Below are 22,817 nucleotides of genomic sequence, written 5' to 3'. Positions count from 1 at the left end.
GAGCACGCGACGGCAGTGTGGACACGGGCGCTGCATCGGACCAGCTTTTCGCTTTGAAAGGAATCTGGACCGAAGACCCACCGCATCGAATCTAAATATCTGATTTCTTGGTCTATTTTTCCGTAAGCGACAAGCCGGGGCCGTTCAGGCGGCGTAATTCCATGGGATGAGCGCGCCGATTTCACTGCTGGGCCATCCATTCGCAAGGCGCTCAAGCATCTGGGTCAACCAAGCTTGCGGATCGACGGCATTCATCTTTGCCGTTTGCAGGAGCGTCGCGATGGTCGCAATGCCGGTCTCGATCTCTTCGAAGACAAAGGCATGCTGCTCGTCATCGACGGTGGATGAGCCGAGCTTTTCCGAGCGTCGGCCAAATCGGGCGCGATCGAAAGCCTTCAGGATCTGCGTCAGCCGCTCGATGCTCATCGGCGTCCGCGTTGCGGGCCTCTAGATCGTCAACCTGTTTCTCCAAAGCCTCGACGCGGGCTGCTTTTGCGGCCATGGCAAGGACCATGGCTTTGAGAGCCTCTACATCATCCGGGAGCTCAATCTCGGGCCGCGTCATGGGTATGATCAGAGCATATTTTGCCGCGCTCCGCCCATGGTTTCAGGGACCTGATTCACTTCGCCGCAGCGGTTTTACCCAACAATCTCGGGAGGCTTCACCGGCGTGGATCGAACCCGCTTCCAGTCCATTCCGTCGACTAAAGCCAGAAGCTGGGCATGATTGAGCTGGACGCGATGATGGCCGATCCGGGGCCAGCAGAACTGGGCCTTTTCCAGCCGCTTCGCATAGAGGCAAACGCCGGAGCCATCCCACCACACGATCTTGACTCGGTCTGCTCTCTTGGCCCGAAAGACATAAAGTTGCACCGTTGAACGGATCACTGCCAGCATCCCGTACCAGCGAAAGCAAGCTGTCCGGCCCCTTTCGGAAGTCGATGGGATGGCTCGCAAGAAAGACCTCCACGCCGGACGGGATCATGCCGATCGCACCGCTCGGATCACCCGCTGCAGGTGTGCTTCGCCGATATCTGCGTCGGCCCGGATAACGACGTCGCCGATGATAAGCTCGATCATCGCACGTGTGCCAATCGTCCCAGTCTCTGTCTGACCAGCCCGATCTTGCGAGGAGGATCGTTGTCCGTCACGAGCATCACGACGCCAGCCAAATAGCTGCGAGGGATGTATGCCGATGCGATGCGCAATGGCCGAGACGCTTGCGCCGGGCTCCATTGCCTCAGCCACAGCCCGCGCTTTAAAATCATCGGACCAGCGGCGCCGAAATTGCCGTGGGGCGCCCTCAAGCCGTTCCGGAACAGCCTCGATCATATGGAAGTTTCTAGTTCCAGAGCTAGGCGCAGACATAGAAGCTCACAGTTTGTGAATCGTCTGTCCGCAATACAGCGCGAACGAGGTATGATCCGGTTCAAGTCGGCAGGGCAATGCCAGCGCTTCATCTCCATCCATGGCCCGATCGCAAACCTGTTCCATCTTCAACGCAAGAAGACGACCACTGCCGAATATCGAAAACTGCAAAACGCCGCCATGAGCACGTGGCGGGAAATCACCCTGTCGACTGAGGCATAACCCAGGCCCATCGTGGCCAATCCTGTGCCCGACGCAAGTTAAGGCGACGCTACCGACTGAGGGACTTATTGACTGCTGGAATGATCTTATCTCCCCAGAGCTCTATCTGACGCAGCATCGTAGTCTGATCGAGGTCTCCCAGTTGGGTCTGAATCGCAATCTGGTCCGGCTTCAGAATTTCGATTTCTTGCAGGAGGCGGTCAATGACTTGATTTATGCTACCGATCGGCAGGTTCTCCCGCATCGTCTCGAGAGACAAATCCTGCTGCGTCGGCGTTGCCTGCAGCATATAGCCATCATGGCTCTGCTGACGACGCTGATGAAGCGCTTCGGATAGCTGGCGCTGGAAACGTGCGTTGTCGAGATAGCGGTTGATCTCCGCTCCGTCGGCGCTCGCGTAACAGCAGCGCAGCAATGATATCTTCGCGTCGCCAGGGCTCTTGAACTCGGCAGCTGCTGCCTCCTGGATCATTCCTCGCAAAACACCCAAAGTCTCCAATCCGTTGTGTAACGCGGTTACGAGGAGATTATGTCTCTCACGATAAGCCCGCCGCATACTGCTCGGAGATCCGGTTGCGATCCAGATCGGCGGCGAGGGCTTTTGAATAGTTCGGACCGAGATCGCAGTCGGAGGGATCTGCATAAAGTGGCCGCTGTGCGAGAAGATTTTCTGATTGAGACCTTTGAGCACAATATCAAGATATTCCGAAAACACGGCTGGCGCGTTATCAATGTTGACGCCGAAGCGCTCGAATTCGAACTGCTGATACCCTGAGCCAACACCGAGCTCGAGGCGGCCGTTCGAAACTACATCGGCAAAACCGATTTCGGCGAGCAAGCGCTGCGGCTGATAAAGCGGCAGGACGCAGACAGCGGTTCCAAGACGAATTCTTTTTGTTACGCCGGCGCAATGAGCGACCATCATCAGCGGCGACGGGACCAGGCTGTAGTTGTTAAAGTGATGTTCGGCGAACCAAGCGGTATCGAAGCCTGCCTGCTCAGAAAGGACGGTTTGTTCAATGGCGTCGTGGATGACGCTGTCCGACGTTTGGTGATAGCCGCGCTGTGTGGCCAGAATGAATGTCGCGAACTCCATGCAGTCTCCTTGTTCGCTATCGGAAAGACCCGATGTAGGACGCAGGTCGTAAAGCCTTAGCCAATCCAGCTTTCGACGATCGAGTAAGCGGCCATCTCGCGAGAAGCTGCCTCTGCCATTCGCCTTGAACCGCAGAGCGTGTCTGCGGATTCAAGGAAACGTTCCATCGAAAAATGCCGCAGCATGCACTTTGCGCCCGAGTGTGCTGGACTTAAGTCCCTGGAATCCTCAGCTTCGTGCGATCGTCATCACATAGGCGATTGCCAGTTAGATCAGATTTGCTGACGCAACTCGGCCCGAAGTTTGAAGTCAACCCGCCATCCACATTGAGGATCAAGCCGGTGATGTAGGAAGCGTCAGCCGAAGCCAGGAAGCAGGCAGCGTCGGCCACTTCTTCCGGTTCTCATCTTCTTCCTTTCCCAACCAACCCCCTTGTCCTCAGCCGAAACCTGACTACTCGGTACGAGGACGATCACGGTCGCAACAAGGATCATCCCCTTCCAGAAAGACGGGGGATGCACTCGATGAATCGGGATGGCCGCGGTGGCGGTCTCTTTCGGTGAGGATCTCATGTAAGGATTTCCTTGTGCTCGTTTGTGAATTGTCCGCCATCGAGATGGCGTGCCATCTCGAGCACGCCACTGTCAGGAAGATCTACTGCGACGACAGTGTCCCCGCCTGTGGCAAAAAGATCGACCAACGCGCGGCCAATCCCGCCTGCAGCACCCGTGATCACGACGACGCGCCCTAGCTGCTGTTTCATGAGAACTCCTCTGCACGCCGAGTGTCGGGCCTCACTGCAGGAGCCCGGGAATGCAACGTCGGCTTTTGCTTGAGGCAGAGCCGCATTCCGACCCTTTCTTTAGGAACACGTCTGCACAAGTGAAGCAACGCTGGGGCCGTTCTCTCAGGAAAACGCTGCAGACGAAGAGATGGCTTGATTTGAGAAGAGATCTCTTTGTACTCTCGTAATTGCTCCGCCAACACCGGGCTCTTGCTGGATGAGCACGTGGGCGGCGCAGATATGAAGATCAAGAGACAACCATTTATGCGCATCGTCACTAAGCAGACTCCCAGGGGGAGGAAATGGTGGATGTTGCAGATCAATCATGGTCGTTCGCCTCCGATGTTGGTCCACATCTCGGGCTGGTGCCTTTGAGAAGCGCATAAATCGGATCATTTGGATGCAGCGCTCCAATTGGCCGCCGTGATGCGAACCTTTCGCTTTCAGGCAGTCCGGGTGGGATCTGCTGCTCAATCCAATCGTAAATCACTGTTCGGGCCATGATGCGCCACTCCCCTTCCCGCTTGTGGAACAGATCGCCGTAGCGGCCGCACAGGAGCACCTGCCGTATCTCACCGCCTGCGTCCGGTCCACGTTGAAGCGCCGTGAAATAGCTCTCGACCGTGGCCTCTGACGGGCTGGAGAATTCAATCAGTATATTCGCTATCTGATGAACATTGCGCGGCTCGGTCTCGAAGATGCCAAGCGCAAGTCGGATAAAGCCCTCGGATGGTCCAGAATAGCCCCCATGGTTGTCATGCGCATCCGGCCAGTACGCGCTGCGCAGCGCCGCCTCATCCCCCCGGTCAATCCCGCGGCAATACCGGTAGAGGCAGTCTCTGATGGCCTCGCGGTCGAGTAGCTCACTGATATTGGCTTCGTCCATTGTTTTTCCCACCATCGCTGAGTTTGTTAGGACCAGTCAAAATTAAATTTTTGAGCCCGAGTACATGACCCCCATGGGTCATCGGCGACATACCTCTTTGATTCGAAAGGTAGGGATCCGAGTCAGCCATTCGTGGATGCCTACGGCAATCTCACGCCGGGCAAGATTTGCCCCGCGGCAAAGATGAGGACCATAGCCAAACGCTATGTAGCGGTGGTCCTGTCGCGCCAAGTCGATTGTGTCGGGGCACATGAATTCTGCGGGGTCGCAGTTAGCATCATCGTTGCGCAGGAAACGAAGTCTCCCTTACGCATCGACACTCCTTCAAAGTCCACGTCTTTCGTAGCCACGCGGATAATCTGAACGGTTGAATAGGCGCGCAAAAATTCTTCAACTGCGATTGCGATCCGGGTCGGCTCTCTCCGCAGCGATTCCTGATCCTCCGGATTGCGTGCGAGATAGGCCAGGTCAAAGCCTAACGCGGCAGCGACCGTGTCGAGTCCGGTAATCAAGAAGAGTACGCCGATGCCCCGGACTTCCTCATCTGTTACGCAACGACCCTGGACCTGCGCCTGCACGATGTATGTCGTGAAATCGGCAGCCGATTGCTTCCGACGGCTCGCTGCAAGTTCGTCGATGAAACTTACGATTGATTGGGCCGCTTCGGTACGTTTAACATCATTGCCGTGGAGCAAGTCGCTCACCCAACCAATGAGCTGGTCGGATCCGCTGTTTGAGAGCCCCATAGAGCCCAGGTAGACTTTGACTGTGAATGGAAGGGCGAAATCTTTCATGACGTCACATCTGGTGCTCCGAGCGATCAGATCGCTTGCCGTGGTTTCTTGCACGTCCATCTGGGTTACCTCTTGGCTGGCTGATCTGACTGGCGCGCCGGGTGCGCCGGCAAATTGCGGAAAGATCGCGATTCCCGGTGGTGTCCGCGCATCACCAGAGCACCGGCAACTCCTTAAACCCGCCAGTGATGATCTCCTTGCGCAACTTCAGTTCTTCGGGCGCCACGGCCAGGCGCAGCGTGGGGAAGCGCTGGAAGATCGAACCGAACACCACCTTGAGTTCCAGCCTGGCAAGCGCCTCGCCGATGCAGTAGTGCGGCCCGTAGGAGAACGCCAGGTGCGGTTTTTCGGCGCGTCCGATGTCGAAGATTTCCGGGTCGTCGAAATGGCGTGGATCGAACGACGTCGCCGGCAGGCCGACCAGCACCTTGCTCTCCGCGGGAATATGCACGCCCGCGATGGTCACGTCGGTCCTCGGATAGCGCATGATGCCGTCCCAGCCCGCGCCCGGCGGGTACATGCGCAGGATTTCCTCCACTGCCTTGTCCACGAGGGATGGATCGCCGACCAGGCGTTCGCGCTGTTGCGGATGGCGGAACATGGCCAGCAGGCCGAATTCGATCTGTGCGACGGTGCTCTCGTGCCCCGCCACTAGTATGCCCGCGGCCAGGCCGATCGCCTCTTCCTCGGTCGCCTTGCCCTGGTCGACCGCCGCGAGCAGATCCGTCAGCAGGTTGTCGCCCGGATCCTGGCGCTTGCCTCGCATCTTGCCGCGAATGTAGGTGCGCAATTCTTCCCAGGCCAGGAGCGCCGCGCCACGCGGGCCGCTTTCATGCTGGTGCGTCATCACTTCGTCGGACAGCTCGGCGAAAGAGGCGTGGCCCTCGTAGGGCACGCCCATCAGCGCGCTGATGACCATAGCCGGAAGCGGAAAGGAGAGGTAGTGTCGCAGGTCGGCAGCCTGGGGCTGGGCCGCCAGCGTCTCGAACAACTGCGCGGCGATCGCCTCGATCTGCTGCGCGAGCAGCTTCACCCTGCTGTTGCTGAAGGCCGGCGCCACGATCATGCGTAACCGGGCATGCTCGCTGCCCTCGTGCGAGCCCAGCCACCCCGGCGAACCGAGAATCACCGTAGCCGGGGCGAATGCCGCCGGCGGCATTCCCGAGGGCCGGAACGCCGCGTCGGACAGTACCGCCTTAGCCTCGTCGTAGCCTGTCACCCACCAGCCTTCGTGCCCGGACGGGAAGCGCACGCGGTGGATCGGACCGTTGGCGCGTAACGCCAACATCTCGGGCGATGGCTCGATGTGATTGACGCGCCACATCGGCAGCGTCGGCAAGGATTGTCCGGACATGATGGCACTTCACTCTCTATGCGATGAAAGGGCGGAAGGTGACCGGCAAGCGCTGCCGGCAATCTTCCCATTCTTATAAGCAAGGCATGCCCCCTTGTCCTCAGCCGAAACCTGACTACTCGGTACGAGGACGATCACGGTCGCAGCAAGGATCATCCCCTTCCAGAAAGACGGGGGACGCACTCGATGAATCGGGATGGCCGCGGTGGCGGTCTCTTTCGGTGAGGATCTCATGTAAGGATTTCCTTGTGCTCGTTTGTGAGTTGTCCGCCATCGCATCGGTTTCGCGATGCGACTTGCTGTAGTTTGTTAGAACAACTCAGATTTTTATTTTAAGTCCGAATACACCACTGAGAATCGGCGCCGCGCTTTCCTTGATTCGAAAGGTGGGAAACGATGGCGCTTGTAGCTGACAGTCGGCTGGGTCATTGGCATCAACTACCAGCCGATCGCTTCATGGCGAGTTAACCTGACATCACCCCTGCCCACCCTTATACTCCGCCAGTTTATGCAGCAATTGCGCCATCCGTTCCTGCTTCTGGACGTCCGGGAGAGACCCTCCGTCCACAAACTTCAACGCCTGTTCGATCAAATCCACAGCACGGTCATTGTCGCCGCTTTCATGGTAGAAAAAGGCAATCGTCTGGTAAGAATAAGAGCGTAAAGGAGCATCGTGCTGCGGACACAGTCTCAGGATTCGTTCGGAGAGCTCCTTGCCCATCGAAAAGCGTTCCGCCAATAGGCCTGAGTAATCATAGGGATAGAAGAGTTGTTGCATCGCCATGAGAAGCCAAAGTTCAGAGTTTCGTTCAATTGCAGTGCGAGCAAATTGGTCTAGTGCTATCCAGCCCGCCTCCATGTCGCGCATTTTTCCCATCAATGTCTCGACATGCCGCTGGTGGAACATGAAGTTGTCCGGGAAAAGGTTGATGCCCTCTTCAATGGCCGAGAGCGCCGACTTCCAATCCTCAATCTCTGCCGCCGCCCGGATTCGACGATGCAACGCGCGCTCCGGAGCTTTGATCTCGGCTTCAGCAATGCGCTCCTCTTCGGCATTTTTTGCTTGCGCGCTGGCGAGCCAGCTGCCGTCCATCACTTTTGGCAAGACAACCTCGAGCATGTCCGGATCACCGATAAAGGCGATGCTGCCGGCTCGGTCGACAACGAACGCCTGTGGAACTTGGAAAGTTAGGCTAGCTTTCTTCCAATCCTTATCCATTTCGCCTGAGTAGTCGAACGCGATCCGTATGTTCGCATTCGGGAGCCATTTGGTCACCCATGCGTCCACCTGAGCTAGGGCCTCGTCAGCCGTTGCAGCCCACTCATTTGCTGCAATTCCGATGACCTCAATTCCGATGTCGCTGTATTCCTCCTGCAACTGAGCCAATTGGGACAGCGACGGCCCGCAACTACTGCAGGTAGTCGAAATAAACTCAAGGATGTATGTCTTGCCGAACTGGAAGTTGGAAAGCGGATCGCCGCGCAGCCAGTGCTGCACGTTGATCGACGGGGCTGGAGAGCCGCTATTTAAGCTAGAGGTCATTTTCATTCTCCACCAGTAGTTATCCGACGCTTCGTGCGCCAGGGATGAGCGCGTGAAGTATCAGGTCGAGTTGCTTCGAGTTCAAAACGCGGCGCGCGTTCCATCTGTCGGACAATACACGCCGGTGATCTCGTCTTCTGAAATGGCTTCTGCGGGTACGGGCCATTGTGACAGTATCCTTCTTTTGGGAGAGTGCCGATGTCCCGTCGTGACAGGAAGACGCCGACTTGATGCAGATGGAGCAGGGCGACGACGTCGAGGGTTTTCCTCGCCGGAGACGCCGATGTACTCGACCCCTCGTTCTCAATCGCCGAGACAAGGAGGTCGGACCCTTTGATCCATGCGTAGATTCACAAAATGTGCCACAATTGCCTCCAGACGGTTTTATAGCTCAATTGCTGTCTTATTCCGTCATGACGATATAGAATCGTTATTAGCTCGTCAACAGTCAATAAACTGCCGCGCCAGCAAACTTACCGGCTCCATCGGAAGGCCGTGCCTCATTGAATTTTCTCTTAGTGAAGGCGCAGCGAGACAATTTCCTCAGCGATCCGCTCCGCGGTCCGGAGTGGGCTCGTCTTCGGCCGGGAGGAACGATCCCCATGATGGTGTGTCGGTTGCGGAGGACCGCCGCAAAGCGGGGATCAGCCATCCTGCTGAACATCTGCAATACAACTCACTTTGTCACGGTCGACGACACAGGTGCCCGTCATGCCAATCGCAATTTCCATACGACACAGATCGGCGGCGAACATTTCACCGCCTTTCGCACTACGCCGTCGAAGTCGCGCCTGCCGGCGACATTGGCGCGAGCACCGGCCTATCGTAAGAGCGGCATGTTACGATGAGATGCGCATACGCCTTCTGCGGATGCTCCTTGCAGATGTGAGCGCGGCATCGCGCTCTCAATATCTCGTCTGTCGAGACTCGGACGGGGCAGGAACGAACCGTGACCCGAATGGGCCAATACCCGGTGGCGGGTGGACCAGCACACGATTCGGCACGAGCGACTTCAACCTGTTACGAGATGCGCCCCGTCGCCCCGACCGCTAAACATTTACGTACACACTGAGGATGTACAATTTGGAAAGCCTAGGATATGGTACATCCACGTACACACAAGGTTGATGACATGCACACCACTAAAGCTTTCAAAAATGGAAATTCCCAGGCGGTTCGCATACCGGCGGAACTGGCGTTTGAGCGAACCGATGTTGAGTTGGAGATCGAGCGCATCGGCGACGAGCTTCGCATCCGTCCTGTGCATCGCTCCCTGGCCGGCGTTCTGGATGTATTCGCCCGCTTCTCTCCGGATTTCATGCGTGACGGAAGAGAGTCCCATGAGCAAGACGAGCGGGATAAGATCTGATGGCGCGCTACATGCTCGATACGAACATGTGTATCTACCTGATGAAAAACCAGCCGGAGCAGGTCGCTCGCCGCTTTGCCAGTTGCTATGTGGGGGACGTGGTGATGTCCGCCATCACCTTCGCGGAACTCGAGTATGGTGTTTCCGCATCCGATGATCCGGCACGAGAACTTGATAATCTCACCGCCCTGGCCGAGCTGATCACGGTAGAGCCGTTTGGGATCGCAGCAGCGCGTGCCTACGGTCCGGTTCGAATGGCGACGAGAGACCGGAAGAAAGATCATCTCGACAAACTGATCGCATCGCATGCGATCGCTCTGGACACGGTATTGGTGACCAACAACACGCGGGACTTCCTGGCGTATCCCGGACTGAAGCTCGAAAACTGGCTGGACGCGGAACGCAGAGAAACCAATTAACCCGTCCCAGCGGCTATGCCGTGAGGGGCGGGCAGGGAGGGGACCTTGCCGGCGGTCGCACCAGTAAGAGTGCCAACGACCAAGGCACGATCAGCGAAAAGGGGCGATGTCAGGTTAACTTCTCTAGCAGGCTGTTGAAGAAGTCTCCCGTTTGGCCTTTAGGATGGCCTCGTCGCCATTGTGATAAGCGAAAGTGATCTCGATCGAGCCGCTGTCGAGCAATTCGGCATGACCGTCACCTGAGACTTCGCCCATTTCGTCGCATCCGGCCCATGTGAAGGAGACCATGGACGTGCTGTAGGCGAGATCGAGGCCCGCTTGCATCGCACCGAAGGCGATCTCGCCATGACCGTTGGCCCTGATGGTGATTGTGGCGGGCTCGATCAGGTTCAGATAATCCCGATCCCACAGATCGGCCTCGACGATCCACCAGCAGCCAATCAGGCGGCAATTCGACGCCGCGCTCATGACAGCACTGCTATCAGTTTCGCTAACCGCACCAGATCATAGGCGGCGGCCGCGAAGGTGAAGGCCCATACGACGCGGTCGCGGCCACGGAACTTCGTCTTATCCTGCCCGGCGACGGTTTTGATCCAGCCGAACGCCTCCTCGATGCGCTTGCGGATGCGCAAGCTGACCCGATAGCCGGAATGGCGCGTCGTGCGTCCATCAGTGGCCGAGCGGCGACCATTGATGTTCTGCGCCACATTGGGGCGTGACCTTCATCGACCGCAAACCTTTGACGAAGTCCTTTGTGTCATAGGCCTTGTCGGCACCCAGCGTGATCGCTTGTGTCCGCTCAGTGAAGGGCCCGATCATGTGCAACGCCGCTACCCGTTCAGCATATCCGCTGGCCTCTGTCAGATAGGCATCGACCAGCAAGCCATGGCGATTCTCCATCAGCCCATGCCCCATGAGGCACAGCTTGGCCTCCTTGCCTTTTCCCTTCCTATAAAGCTTCGCATCCGGATCGGTCGTTGAAGCATGCGTCTCGTTGGAGCGTCTCTCGCCATGGAAGTCTGCTTCCTTATTCCGACCGCCCGCATCCGACGGTGGTTCGCCATGATCGCCCCTTGGGCCGTCCTTCGGCTTGAAGCTTTTGATCGACGCCCAAGCTTCGATCAGCGTGCCATCGACAGAGAAGTGGTCCGTTGACAGCAACCGCTTTACTTTGGGCTGCGAAAGGATCGCACCGAGGAACTTCGCGGCGATGTCGCCTTCCAGCAACCGGTCGCGGTTCTTCGAAAACACCGAATTGTCCCAAGCTGGATCGTCAATGCGAATGCCAACGAACCAGCGGAACAGAAGGTCGTATTCCAGCCGCTCCATCAAAAGCCGCTCAGAGCGGATCGAATAGAAGGCTTGCAAAAGCATGGCGCGCAGAAGCTTCTCAGGCGCGATCGATGGCCGCCCAATTGGCGAATAAAGCGCAGCGAACTCCCCTTCCAGTGAAACGAGCGCATCGTTCACGATCTGCCGAATTGCCCGTAGCGGATGATCTTTACGAACGCGATCCTCCAGATCGACATAACTGAAGAGTTCGCCCGTCCTCACATCGCCGCCGCGCATGCATCACTCCAAAAATCGACGAAGCGAGTGAATCACGGCGAAAGCCTCCAGGCCAGCTTATTTTTCAACAGCCTGCTAGACCTTGACGGCGGCCATCAGCTCCTCAATGACAAAGGCCCTCGCCCCATATTCCGGTCGCTTAGTGTCAATTGCCCCGACAGTTGTCGTTTTGGTCAAAGCGACCATGGCAGACGTTTACGGCCGTTGTTCCAAGGCCCAGGCTTCGCGGACATACATGGTATCGGCGAAGGTCATGGCGCGCTGGATCGATTGCTTCACCTGCGAAGGCCGCCGCGATGGAGGAACATTCGTCCGGTCGAAGACTGACCCACGCCGAGCCCGGAGCGGGTCGCCGAGGAAATGCTTCGCTACGCTCTCACGAAGAGGAGCAATACAAATACATCAGATGAGACTGACGAAGCGCCGCTTCGATAATGAGGCGAAGCATATTGACTGCTGTCTACCCCAGGTCGTAATAGAACCGTCATTCATTACAGAACCCGTCACGAGGCTATTTATGCCACATTCTGAGAAACCGGTCGATCAAGAGCGTATAGTGGAGCGCGTTCAGCGCCATGGCGATAGTATCTGGGCTCTCATAGAGGCGCAGGGCATGGCTACCAGAGCACCATTTCCAGACCCCAGGACCTTGCGCTCGTTCTCGTTGGGCGAGGTCGCTGAGATTCTCGGTGTGTCGGGCAGCTATCTGCGCCAGTTGTCAATTGATGGGCTGGGGCCAACACCGGAGTTAGGGACCGCAGGACGACGCTCCTACACACTTGGACAGATCAACGAACTCCGTGATTATCTCGCTTCGTCCCGTCCGAAAGAGGCTTTGAAGTTTTGCCCGCGGAGGCGCCAGGGTGATAAGCTGCAGATCATCTCGGTAGTCGCCGGCCCCGCAAGCACCACCACATCGTTTTATCTGGCGCAGGGCCTTGCACTTCAAGGTTTCCGCGTACTCGCTATAGATCTCGATTCGCACGGCTCGTTGTCTGGGATGTTCGGTTATTACTCCTTTGGTTATCCAGTCCACAATGCGAGCATGTATGCGGCGATACGCTACGATGACGATCAAAAAAGTATCCGCTCCGTAATCCAACCCACCCTTTTTGATGGTCTTCACCTCGTTCCGGGTTCTGCCGAACTCTCTATTTTTGAAGAGGACTGTGGCCGACTCTTCCGTAGCGAGAACTTCAAGTACCCGGACGCTAGCAGCAGGATGGTGTCTGCGCTCAAGGAAGTCGACGCGGATTATGACGTGGTCGTTCTATCCTGCGGAGATGGAGGCTTTCTGACCGCGGGTGCATATGAAGCAGCAACCGGCGTTCTGGTGACGGTCCGCCCTGAGATGCCTGACATAGTGTCAATGACCTCGTCCCTCTACTCTTTCACGCATTTCGTCGCACTGATCGAAAGGGCTGGGAGGACCGTAAATCATGATTTCTTCAAATATCTGGTGACAAGGCACGATCCGCGTGATGTCTCACAGCAGAAGTCCATCGCAATGTTGCGGGAACCCCTGGGGGATGATCTGTTGACAGCAACCGTCTGGGAGTCGGACGCGATCCGGCAAGCGGGGGACAAAGGCCGATCATTGTATGAGCTCTCAAGCGGATCGGTAGGCCGATCGTCGTACGAGCAAGCGATGAAATCGCTGAATTCTGCCAATGCAGAGATAATGGACATCATGTCCGAGGTTTGGGGCCGTGCCCCGTTCTATGTCTCGCAGGCTTCGCGCTCGACGACTGCAGGTAAGGCGAGTTCCGAATCCAGGGGGCTAAGCAAGTGAGCTCACGTATTTAGCGCATACGCGTGCGCTCGACGGATAAGGACCTCAGCGATAAGATCACATCGGCAGAGGAAAACTAGGATGTGTTTCGGCGTGCAAAAATTGGATGCCGATAAGGGGTGAATTTTGAATTTTGGATGCTGATTGACACACTTACTTCCGGATGCCCTTCACGAACGCATATAGGGAGGCCGCGAACGGCTTGGTCAAGATCGCCAATAGAGCCGGACGAGGCTATTCCTTCGATGCCATACGCCGCGGCGCGCTCCCTATGCCGAAGGTTGGATCTGGTGGCAGGTGGATTTGCGAGAGTTGCCTTTGGGCAATTTATCGCAGACGCCGCCCATCTTGATGAAATTGGATCTCAAGACCGGTTCTGAGGTCTGTGCGCCATGCTCGTCTACACAGTCCCCGAGCCGCGATCTCATCGCAGATTGAGGGAACCGGGCGATTGAGGAATCGATGTTAAGCGCTTCCACTATATCTCGCACAATGAAAAATCATGGTTTCGCCCTCGTCGATCCCTAGAATTGCGGACGCCGCTTTCAACACCCCTTGTGGTCTCAATCCATCTAAATTCATCCGCAAAGTGTGGACAATCCAACCAGACTGAGGTTTCACGTGCTGATCATGGTTCGAATTGCATACGCCATGGTTCTCGACGAGACTGGTTTAGCCAGCGCAAGGACCGCTGCCCGGTCATCGTCCGAAACTGGCATGTGACATTCAAGTCCTCCCACGATGATAACGGGCACCGTCTTGAGGGGCTCGTGCACTTCGTCATCAGGTTGTCGCGTGAGAAGGCACGAATGGTCCGCCACGACAAGATCGGCTGCTTTCCCCCTCAACATCCAGTCGCAAAGAAGGTCGAATGACTTAAAGCCCACCGGCTCATAACCCAATGCGGCAATCTTGTCTTCATATATTCCCAACGTCGTTGGATCAGGCTCCACGACTGCGACGATTTCTCCATTGCCAAATGGTGTATCATAACCTCCAAAAAGGCTGTCAATCATGACGGGCTCCTTCGGGGAAGACGGTAGGTAGATGTCGAACCGCGTACCTCGGCCAACGGTTGATGTAACGTCAACATATCCTGCAAGCGCGGACACTTGGCCGTGTACTGTAGCAAGACCAAGTCCCGTACCGCCGATACGAGAGCGTGTCGTGAAAAAAGGTTCAAAAATATGCGGTAGAGCCGCTTCAGCAATGCCTTCGCCGTTGTCGCAGACAGAAAGGAGGACATAGTCTCCAGGTGGCAAAGTGCGATGAGTAAGTGCCTTCGATTCTAAGACAACAGTGCGAGAGACGCTGACCTCGATACGGCCTTTATTCAAAAATGCCTCCGAGGCATTCTTGCAGAGGTTCATCAGGATCTGCTGTATTTCCAAGGGGCATCCTTCGATCACCTTCCGCCTTTCATCAATTTTGAAAGTCAGTTCTACGTCCGCGCGACGCGCAATGCGTAACAATGGAGCTAAATCCAATACTACCTCGGCGACCTCGAAGGGCTTGCTTATACGTTCTCGGCTCCCGCTCAATGCAAGGATCTGGCCAATGATCAGCTTCGCTTTGTCCCCGGCGGAGATAATTTGACCGACGTAACCCCGAGTCCGCGAGGGGCAATGCAGAAGACTGTATGCCGTCTCGGCATAGCCGATAATTGCTCCGAGTATATTGTTGAATTCATGCGCGATGCCACCAGCAAGTGTGCCGACCGCTTTCAAGCGTTCGGCATGTTCCAGCCGCCTTTCCAGAAGATTGCGCTCGGTCTTTGTACGTCGAAGATCAAGGCATTCACAGACTCGACTCATCGCGCGTTCAAAAAACTGCTCCTCGCTGGCGGATAGTTGGAGACCATTTGGCTCATAATGAAGACAACAAACCGCGCTTATCTCATCGGAAGCTTTGAATGCGAGCATGTGACACAGGCTAGAAAATCCATAAGCAAAGCGGTGAATATTTTGTGCTGTAACGGTGCAAACTACTGGCATCCGTTCCTCCGTCTTGAGGCGACAGAATATATCGAGCAACCGTGTCTCGTTCCAGATTGGCCCAGGAGTACTTGCGGCGAAACAGTCGGCCTCTCCCCCGGTAGAACCATCAACCAGTGCCAGTGTGCACTGATTGGCATTGAAAAAGCGCTGAACAACTCGAAGCGCTGCTTCGGTCGGGAAGCTTAGCGGCACCTTACTTGTTTCAACGCCTCTGAAGCAGGTCTCGATGTCCCTTATCGCCGATTCAAACTCCAAGTGCCTTGCCAACCGATTCGTCTGCAGACGCAACCTTGAAACTAGAGCGATTACACAAACGCAAAGGCATACCGTCACTACCGCGAGGAATAGTGTTCCCCATCGCACGCGCTGGCTGGCTAGGCGCAGGAGCATCGCCGATAGGGTACGGTTCCCTGCGCGTTAAGCCGCTCGAACTGATGAAGTAGACTAGCCAAACCTGTCGGCTAACACGCGGACCGCCCGCGCCGCATGATCCGGCCGGCTGATCCTCAAGCCGACCAAAAACTCGTCCTCCTGATGCCGCCCGCACGTCAGCTGACGTTTCACCTACCATCAGTGTTGAGGAAGCCTCTGCGGAGTTACAAATGTAACGGCAAACTCGAAGCGATTGAGACGGCAATCACGACAATCGCTGGCTACAAGGGCCGCTTTATGTTCATCATCCAAAGCCTCTCAGCGCTGTCGGGAACCTACGACGAGGCAGGCAAGCAAAACTTCTTGAGCAATACGGGCATGCTAGTTTTCATGGCAACTGCCGATGACGAGACGCCGCTCTATATTTCGAAAGCGATCGGTGAATATACATTTGTAGCGCGCTCCACTTCCTATGGCCAAGGCGGGATGTTCGATCGCAATATTCAAAACTCAGACCAAGGTGCACCCCTATTACGGCCCGAACAGGTGCGGCTGCTGGATAACAACAGCCAGATCGTTCTCATAAAGGGTCACCCACCATTGAAGCTGAGAAAAGTCCGGTATTATTCCGATCGTGCACTGAAGCGCATCTTCGAGAACCAGACGGGCGCCCTTCCGGAGCCTGCACCGTTGATGATCGCAGAAGAAGGCACGTCATCAACGTCGCCCCCTCAGCAGACGCAACGGCAGGAGTAGATGCTTTGCAAACTACCGTGGAATGAACAGTCTATTCTCCTTCATCTTGCGAAGGTCGACGCCGATCTCATCAATTGAAGATTGAATGTCCGCCGATGTGCCTGAGGATCGGCTTTGGTGCCCGCCGCTTGATTCATGCCCGCCGAGAGCTTTACGCTAAGTCGTCCGATATCGATCGCCCTTCACGCCGCGGTTTCCGCTCCCTGATCTGGTGCCTTCCCGGTCGCCGTTCCGCTTCTTCAAGCCGCACCGGGCGCTCGCCACCCGCCCATCTCAAAATGAATTTTCGAGAGGGTGTTGTCACGTTAGTTTCTCTGGCTGGAAAGGTCAGCGGCTCGTGGATATTCAGGCGACACAGGCCGCGGCAGCCCAGTTAACGTGATAATACCCTCCGCCCGGTTTATTCAGACCCTCATGCGAACGATGCTCGACACCGGGCATGATTTCCCTTTTGGCTGCGTCGTAGGATTTGAGCTTATCGCTGATCGTGACACGCGAAGCGCAGCACCCTCCTCCACAGTCTCAAATCGTCTGAAGATGAGGTGCCAAGCCGAGTACCCCACTAAAGTACGCACCACGTTTAGGCATAGACCGGTAATTCACCGAGTTCTCGAAAGAAGACGGCATCCTAGGCTCTGTCTTCATCGATAAGATATCCAAATACGGTTGATTGTCATACGAAAGCGTGGATAGTCACTGGGATGGAGAGCCGAAAATGAATCTCAACGATGACGACGAACACCTGATAGAAACGCTTTTCCGCAACGGCACGATTACCGTCGTGGGGGTGGTGCTTTCATTTTCCCTAGGCTTCCTTACGCAGTGGGCCAGCAATCCAATACCGTGGAGACTTGCCGACCTGCCGACGTTGGTCGTCATAACTATAGGCATCGTCTTTCAGCTGCGCTCCCTCGCCTTACTTTTGCAAACGTCATCACTGAAAAAAGTCGTCTACGACAAGGCAAGCCGGCTATTTCTGAATGGCGTGATCATCACTGGGTCTGGCGTTTTTCTGGCGATCCTCATTGACACGTTCCAGTTGGTGATGGAGCGTTAACCGACACTTGGATTGAGGGGTTCCGCCGGCGATGTCACGTTGTTTGATCAACGGCCGTAAAGTCGCTTGTCGGTAAACTCATGCAATTGCAGCGGTCACGGCTTTCCACTGCGCCATGGCGCGGATGCGATGAATATGGATGGCTGGGGCTGAGTGTCTCTGGTGCGGCGCGACGAAAAGATTTCGGACTGCTGAAAAGACCGAGATGAAACGTTGCAAACCTCCGACGGATCGAAAGCCCTGCATCATCCGCTCTCGTTTTCGAAGCGGTACGTGAGAATTCTCCGCGCGATTGTTAAGGCCCTTGTGCGATCGATGTTCGACGCCGGGCATTACATCCCGTTTTGCCGCGCCGTATGAGCGCAGTTTTTCGGTGACGATGCGCTTCGGCGACAGACCTTGCTTCTTCAGCAGCCTGACCAGCAATCGCTTGGCAGCCTTGGTATCGCGGCGGGTCTGGACGATCTCGTCGAGAACGTAGCCGTCCTGGTCGACAGCGCGCCACAGCCAATGTTTTCGGCCGCCTATGGAAATCACGACCTCGTCCAGATGCCAGATATCTTTCCGCGACGGCTTCTTTCTAGGCAGCTGCTTGACGTAGGCTGCCCCGAATTTGCGGCCCCATCGCCGTATCGTTTCGTAAGAGACGACGATACCGCGCTCCAGCAACATTTCCTCGACCAGCCGCAGGCTCAACGGGAACCGGAAATACAGCCAGACCGCACGGGCGATAATCTGCGGTGGAAATCGGTGGTTCTTGTAGCTGATGGTCGATGAGGTCATCTCAACCGTATTATCCGCCACCCGTTAAGTTGCCGACAACGTGACATCGCCCCATTGGGCGCTTGTCAGCACCAACTCGGTTTGAGAAAGGCCCAGCTGAGGATCAGAGAGCCTTCCATGGAGATGGACGATGCCATGGAACCTGCTGCTTCCAGGCGCGGGAATATCCTGTCCCGCGGCACTCTCGGCGATCGCAAACTCCGGCGAATATGACTGCATCGGCATCGTAAACTTAACGGATGAAAGGCCAGCGAAAGACGCCATCCGCAGATATCTCTCATGCTCGGGCAATTTTCGCCCACAGGCTCATCGCCGCCGTGGGCAGTTCGCGATGGTGGCCGGAGGAGATGTCGTGGCGCGGGATTTGAAATAGGTTGGGATCGGATCATGGATGGAGACGAAGCGTTGTAGATGTCGCTGTGACTTGAAGCGCTTCATGATCCGCTCTCGCCGCCGGGCTGGTTGGTGAGAATTCTTCGCCCGATTATTCAACCCTTTGTCGGAGCGATGCTCTACACCCGGCATGATCTCTCGCTTTGCTGCGCCGTAGGACTGCAGCTTGTCGGTGATCATCGAGATATCTGCGGATGGCGTCATTCGCTGGCCTTTCATCCGTTAAGTTTACGATGCCCTTCGGACTCTTCCGGCTTCCTGGCCATCTTCTCCATGCAGCATGATATTCATCGTCCGTTCGATCTTAGCTGATAATTTCGAACATGCTCCCCGAGAGACACGTATCGGTGAAACGCGGACAGTCTGAAACGATCGGCTAGTTCAGCCGCTTCGAGGGTGAAATCGCCATTCGCCTGTGATGAGAACCCGGATACTTCTTTTCTGAGTTAGGTGTTTCTGCATTTCCGTCGGGATCTGGTCGAATCCTTCAACATCAACCAAAACTGGTGCTCCCGCTTGGGCTGTAGGTGCCGCTTGCGACCGGAAGACCGAGCATATCGGGAGGAATGGATACTGGCTGCTCGTCCGCTCGTCCTACATGCTTGGCGTAGTCGGAGATCGGGCGGGGGCGGCCCACCAGGTAGCCCTGCACTTGATCGCACAACTCACGGGTCAAGAACGCCAGTTGATCCGTTGTTTCCACGCCTTCGGCGATAATCGGCAGATCCAGTCCTCGCCCAAGTCCGATGACGGCTCGTATGATCGCCGAAGACTGGGAAAGCCCGATGTTGCGTACAAAAGACTGGTCAATCTTGATCTTATCGAACGGAAAGGACTGCAGATAGGACAGCGACGAATAACCGGTTCCGAAATCATCCATGGCGATACGTACGCCCAGCGCCTTGAGGTGCCCCAACGTGGAAATGGCCCGTTCATGATCATTAATCAGCACACCTTCGGTGATCTCGAGCTCCAACCGTTCGGGCTCAAGTCCGGTTTCAATCAGCACTGACTTTACAAGCCCGGTCAGATCACCATGCTTAAATTGCACCGGAGAGAGGTTGACGGCGACCGAAAGCTTTCGCGGCCACGAGGCCGCCTCACGACAAGCCTCCCGCAACACCCACGCGCCAATCTCGATCATCAGACTGCTCTCTTCTGCAATCGGAATAAAGACGGACGGCGGGATATTGCCTTGGCTCGGATGATTCCACCGCAGCAACGCTTCAAAACCAGTGACGTCCCCGCCAATATTAGCCTGTGGTTGATAGAAGACCGACAATTGTTGCTGCGATATTGCAGCCTGCAGGTCACGCTGCAATGCTCTCCGTTCTCGCAGCCACTTATCCATTTGCGGTTCGAAAAACCGGGCGACGCCTGGTCCGTCAGCTTTCGCGCGATAGAGAGCGGCGTCAGCGTTGCCCATGAGGTCGGCGGCACTGTCCCCATCGGCTGGATAGACTGCTACGCCAAGGCTCGTCCCCATTCGGATCCGGGTCCCCTCGATGTCGGCGTCCTCGCTCAGAGCGGAAATAATCAGGTCGGCGAGCTGCGCTATGGAGTTGGCATCAGCTTCAACTAAGACCATGAACTCGTCACCGCCCAAGCGTGCGACGAAGGCACCCTGCGCGACCGCGTTCAGACGTTTGGCTGCCAGGCATAAAACCAGGTCACCGACATTGTGGCCGAAGACGTCGTTGACCTCCTTGAAACGATCCAGGTCGAGACACAGTACCGCAAACGGCGATCCTTGCGTCCGGTGCTGTTCGAGCATCGCGTCGAGTTTCTGCTTCAGTGCAGCACGGTTGGGCAGATCGGTTAGCGGATCATGCAGCGCCAGATGCGCTATTTGGCGTTCGGCGGTTCGGTGCTCGGTAATATCCTCGTGGGTAGAAACCCATCCGCCATCGGATGTTCTTTCGTGGTGAACGCGAATGACTTTGCCCGACTTCAGCTCCATCGACCAGTCCTGGGACGATGGACTGGAATTGATCGAGTCGCACCAGGCCAGATACTCGTCGGACGCCACGGCAGGACAAGCGCCGACGGAATAGCGCAGCTCGGTTATATCGCTTAAAGTCATTCCAGGCTGGATCATCTCCGGAGCAAGGCCATACACCTTCGCATAACGGCGATTGGACAGTACCAACCGCTGGTCAGCGTCGAACAAGCAGGCACCCTGTCCTATACTTTCCAGTATGGTGGTGAATTGCATGTTGCACTGGTCAAGCTGTTTCTGGGTCCGCAGCAACTCGATACGGACCTGTATACGTGCGACTAGTTCTTCCAAGAGGATAGGTTTGACGACACAGTCCACCGCGCCGGCGGCGAATGCCGGTGCCCTGTCGGCGGCTGCCGAGACGAGATGAATCGCTGGAATGTATTCAATTCCCTTGCGACGCTTTCCATCGCCCACGAATGCGTCGGAGACACCGCTATCTAGCAATAGGAGGTCCGGCTTGAGCAATCGCGCCTGTTGCTCGAAGGTCGGGTAATCTGGCGAGCAAACGCATGACCAGCCTAATTCTCGAAGTCTGGCGGCGACGGGCGCCGCATCCTCAAAGTTGCCGGCGAGAATAATCAGGGGTTGCGAGGAACGAATAGGGCTGGCGGGCTTAATCAAGGCAATGCTCCTCTTGCACTTATCGAATGACGCCGAGTCGCCGGACCATCTGCCCATTCCACGATACAACGCACGATCTAATTGCGAAACAGTATACACCTACAAAGGGTCTCGTTTCGACCTTTTGTCGAGTTTTGATAAAGTTTTCGACTGATACGATAGTAAAAATGGTGAATTGCGCCTCGTCTCGCGGCTCACCGGCTCGGCCGACGCGGATCGAGAAGCGGCTGCGCCAGTTTCGGCGCCTGCATTGTGGTTCGGTCAGGATCGACGGGACCTACGTCAAGATCCGCGGCAAGTGGCGTTACCTGTACCGTGCCATCGACAAGCACGGAAACCCAATCGACTTCCTTCTGACTGCAAAGTGCGATCTCGATGCCGCCCGGATCTCTGCTATGCCCGGGCCCATATCAACCGAGGATCGAAGTTGTTCGCGGACCCCGCGCTCTTCCGTGCGCAACGCTCGCCTTGTATTCTTGAAGAGCGCGATCTCGTCACCTAGGACGACGGTCTTTTCTTCAAGCTCATGATCGATTTCGTCGCGGCGATGACGCCCCTCCGAAACTTCTTCAGCCGTACCTATTTGGCGTTCTGCGTCTTCAAGCAGGAGCTCAACTTCTTGGCGTCGCTCGATTGTCTGTGCGAGCCTCTCAACGCTGTCAATCAGCATCCAAAATTGGGTCAGACGCACTTTCGATGACGTTTGATCATGATGGTCCGACAAGGCGGGCTTGAAGGAGATCGATTTTCGCCCGGCCGTTCATCTGCCGCTTCACCATTTTCAGTTTGTTGATCTGGCCTTCAACCTGACCGCTTGACCATGGCTGTTCGATAGCATTGCGAATGGCATCGATGTCTTTGGAAACGCCGTTCCCAAAGGAGGCAATCAGGCTTGATTTGGCATCGCTGACCCAAGGGCTCAAGTCAGATATACTTCTCTTGCGGATCATCGTCTGGAACCGGTCAAGCAACGTTCTCGCCGTAGCTAGTGCCGGGACGCTCTTCTCGATATTTGCGACTATCACGGCGTCGGTCCTCGTCAAGTTGTTCCGGTTAGTTGTCATCATGCGGGTAATTTTGCGGGCCGAAGGGACGCGTTGAAGGTCGGTCAGGCAGAGGCGATCCGCCCGCCGGCGACGGGTCGTCCATTCGGTAACCACCCTCAGCGACCCTCTGAAGCCTCTCGCTTGCAGACGTCGCCACAGTTCTGCACCATTGTGACAGCCCTCAATCCAAAGCGCGTCCAGGATCGGCAAATAAGCATCAAGGGAGATTTCCCGAACACGGAACACATCGTTCTGAATGCCACGGGCAATCTTACGCACTGTTCCGCGGCTGATACCGGTTCGGCGGACGATCTCCTTCAGTGAAAAGCCTTCGTCTTTCATGGCCGTGATGGCTTTGTTGACCTCTTCGCGCCGGAGATAACCTTCATACTGAATGCGCTCTGCTCGTGTCAGAAGGTCGGGTTTGACCGTGGAAGGGCGCATCGATCGACGGATATCGCGCATCGATTTGCAGACGGCATCCAGAAACGCGCCACCGGGGCGCAACGAGATTTTTTCGGCCGCCCGCCACGGGTCCTGCGTGGGTTCGTCTTCGGCCGGGACGAACAATCCCCCATGCGGGCGCGTCTCCGC

At 56.3% G+C, this 22,817-nt stretch carries 17 protein-coding genes and 8 pseudogenes; 6 read left to right on the top strand and 19 right to left on the bottom strand.

All coding sequences use genetic code 11. The annotated features are described in order from the left end of the window. Positions 1-204: 204 nt before the first annotated feature. The 11 genes and pseudogenes from CUJ84_RS33175 to CUJ84_RS33115 all read right to left on the bottom strand — a co-directional run. Positions 205-565: pseudogene (locus CUJ84_RS33175) on the bottom strand (transposase domain-containing protein); the annotation flags it as partial. Positions 566-639: 74 nt separating this feature from the next. Then, positions 640-888, bottom strand: a complete 249-nt coding sequence (gene tnpB, locus CUJ84_RS33170) for an IS66 family insertion sequence element accessory protein TnpB (RefSeq protein ID WP_158687000.1) — start codon at positions 886-888, stop codon at positions 640-642. Positions 889-981: 93 nt separating this feature from the next. Further along, positions 982-1,332, bottom strand: a complete 351-nt coding sequence (locus tag CUJ84_RS33165) for a transposase (RefSeq protein ID WP_082935752.1) — start codon at positions 1,330-1,332, stop codon at positions 982-984. 307 nt (positions 1,333-1,639) lie between these two features. Further along, positions 1,640-2,686: an LLM class flavin-dependent oxidoreductase gene (locus CUJ84_RS33155; protein ID WP_105009786.1), complete on the bottom strand. Its 1,047-nt coding sequence runs from the start codon at positions 2,684-2,686 to the stop codon at positions 1,640-1,642. 211 nt (positions 2,687-2,897) lie between these two features. Next, a complete protein-coding gene (locus tag CUJ84_RS33150; protein ID WP_432444933.1) occupies positions 2,898-3,077 on the bottom strand; it encodes a hypothetical protein in 180 nt (59 codons plus the stop codon). A 222-nt stretch (positions 3,078-3,299) separates the two neighbouring features. Further along, positions 3,300-3,449: pseudogene (locus tag CUJ84_RS33140) on the bottom strand (SDR family NAD(P)-dependent oxidoreductase); the annotation flags it as partial. Between the two features lie 340 nt (positions 3,450-3,789). Next, a complete protein-coding gene (locus tag CUJ84_RS33135) occupies positions 3,790-4,356 on the bottom strand; it encodes a nuclear transport factor 2 family protein (protein WP_105009784.1) in 567 nt (188 codons plus the stop codon). Positions 4,357-4,434: 78 nt separating this feature from the next. Then, positions 4,435-4,608 (bottom strand): cytochrome P450, encoded by a 174-nt coding sequence (locus tag CUJ84_RS39445; protein ID WP_432444932.1) that lies wholly within the window; start codon positions 4,606-4,608, stop codon positions 4,435-4,437. After that, complete coding sequence (locus CUJ84_RS39035; protein WP_432444931.1) at positions 4,560-5,210, bottom strand: cytochrome P450; 651 nt, start codon at positions 5,208-5,210, stop codon at positions 4,560-4,562. Before CUJ84_RS39035 ends, CUJ84_RS39445 begins: the two co-directional genes overlap by 49 nt. Positions 5,211-5,301: 91 nt before the next feature. After that, positions 5,302-6,504, bottom strand: coding sequence for a cytochrome P450 (locus tag CUJ84_RS33125; protein ID WP_105009783.1), 1,203 nt, complete (start codon positions 6,502-6,504; stop codon positions 5,302-5,304). A 475-nt stretch (positions 6,505-6,979) separates the two neighbouring features. Next, positions 6,980-8,047 carry a TlpA disulfide reductase family protein gene (locus tag CUJ84_RS33115; RefSeq protein WP_105009782.1) on the bottom strand — a complete coding sequence of 356 codons (1,068 nt, stop codon included), beginning with the start codon at positions 8,045-8,047 and terminating at the stop codon, positions 6,980-6,982. A gap of 1,132 nt (positions 8,048-9,179) precedes the next feature. Here CUJ84_RS33115 and vapB point away from each other — a divergent pair. After that, positions 9,180-9,416, top strand: coding sequence for a type II toxin-antitoxin system VapB family antitoxin (gene vapB, locus CUJ84_RS33105; protein WP_018496487.1), 237 nt, complete (start codon positions 9,180-9,182; stop codon positions 9,414-9,416). Beyond that, on the top strand, positions 9,416-9,835 hold the full coding sequence (locus CUJ84_RS33100) for a type II toxin-antitoxin system VapC family toxin (protein ID WP_018496488.1): 420 nt from the start codon (positions 9,416-9,418) through the stop codon (positions 9,833-9,835). Before vapB ends, CUJ84_RS33100 begins: the two co-directional genes overlap by 1 nt. 123 nt (positions 9,836-9,958) lie before the next feature. On the opposite strand, the gene CUJ84_RS33095 is transcribed toward CUJ84_RS33100, so the two are convergent. Further along, positions 9,959-10,303, bottom strand: a complete 345-nt coding sequence (locus CUJ84_RS33095) for a hypothetical protein (protein WP_105009780.1) — start codon at positions 10,301-10,303, stop codon at positions 9,959-9,961. After that, positions 10,300-11,404: pseudogene (locus tag CUJ84_RS33090) on the bottom strand (IS5 family transposase). The gene CUJ84_RS33095 and the pseudogene CUJ84_RS33090 overlap by 4 nt, the downstream one beginning before the upstream one ends. Before the next feature lie 517 nt (positions 11,405-11,921). Between CUJ84_RS33090 and repA the strand changes: the two are divergent. Then, entirely contained in the window at positions 11,922-13,196 is a 1,275-nt protein-coding gene (gene repA, locus CUJ84_RS33080) for a plasmid partitioning protein RepA (RefSeq protein ID WP_105010009.1), read from the top strand. 617 nt (positions 13,197-13,813) lie between these two features. Here repA and CUJ84_RS33075 read toward each other — a convergent pair. Next, on the bottom strand, positions 13,814-15,583 hold the full coding sequence (locus CUJ84_RS33075; RefSeq protein ID WP_105009778.1) for a two-component system VirA-like sensor kinase: 1,770 nt from the start codon (positions 15,581-15,583) through the stop codon (positions 13,814-13,816). Positions 15,584-15,793: 210 nt separating this feature from the next. On the opposite strand from CUJ84_RS33075, the pseudogene CUJ84_RS33070 reads away from it, so the two are divergent. Beyond that, positions 15,794-16,321 (top strand): annotated as a pseudogene (locus CUJ84_RS33070) (type IV secretory system conjugative DNA transfer family protein); the annotation flags it as partial. A 402-nt stretch (positions 16,322-16,723) separates the two neighbouring features. On the opposite strand, the pseudogene CUJ84_RS33065 reads toward CUJ84_RS33070, so the two are convergent. Beyond that, a pseudogene (locus CUJ84_RS33065) lies at positions 16,724-16,816 on the bottom strand (IS6 family transposase); the annotation flags it as partial. 220 nt (positions 16,817-17,036) lie between these two features. On the opposite strand from CUJ84_RS33065, the gene CUJ84_RS33060 reads away from it, so the two are divergent. Then, positions 17,037-17,378, top strand: a complete 342-nt coding sequence (locus tag CUJ84_RS33060) for a hypothetical protein (RefSeq protein ID WP_105009777.1) — start codon at positions 17,037-17,039, stop codon at positions 17,376-17,378. Positions 17,379-17,456: 78 nt separating this feature from the next. Here the strand turns inward: CUJ84_RS33060 and CUJ84_RS33055 are convergent. From CUJ84_RS33055 to CUJ84_RS33040, 3 genes and pseudogenes are all read right to left on the bottom strand, one after another. Then, positions 17,457-18,208: pseudogene (locus CUJ84_RS33055) on the bottom strand (IS6 family transposase). 230 nt (positions 18,209-18,438) lie between these two features. Then, a pseudogene (locus tag CUJ84_RS33045) lies at positions 18,439-18,734 on the bottom strand (DDE-type integrase/transposase/recombinase); the annotation flags it as partial. A 313-nt stretch (positions 18,735-19,047) separates the two neighbouring features. Then, positions 19,048-20,769, bottom strand: coding sequence for an EAL domain-containing protein (locus tag CUJ84_RS33040; protein WP_245457660.1), 1,722 nt, complete (start codon positions 20,767-20,769; stop codon positions 19,048-19,050). 623 nt (positions 20,770-21,392) lie between these two features. Between CUJ84_RS33040 and CUJ84_RS33035 the strand changes: the two are divergent. Next, positions 21,393-21,563: pseudogene (locus tag CUJ84_RS33035) on the top strand (DDE-type integrase/transposase/recombinase); the annotation flags it as partial. Positions 21,564-21,884: 321 nt separating this feature from the next. Here CUJ84_RS33035 and CUJ84_RS33030 read toward each other — a convergent pair. After that, a complete protein-coding gene (locus tag CUJ84_RS33030) occupies positions 21,885-22,793 on the bottom strand; it encodes a transposase (RefSeq protein ID WP_105009774.1) in 909 nt (302 codons plus the stop codon). Positions 22,794-22,817: the final 24 nt, after the last annotated feature.

Origin of the sequence: Rhizobium leguminosarum, from assembly GCF_002953715.1 — a bacterium.
Classification (GTDB): Bacteria; Pseudomonadota; Alphaproteobacteria; order Rhizobiales; family Rhizobiaceae; genus Rhizobium; species Rhizobium leguminosarum_V.
This window is presented reverse-complemented; position numbering and strand designations above follow the sequence as displayed.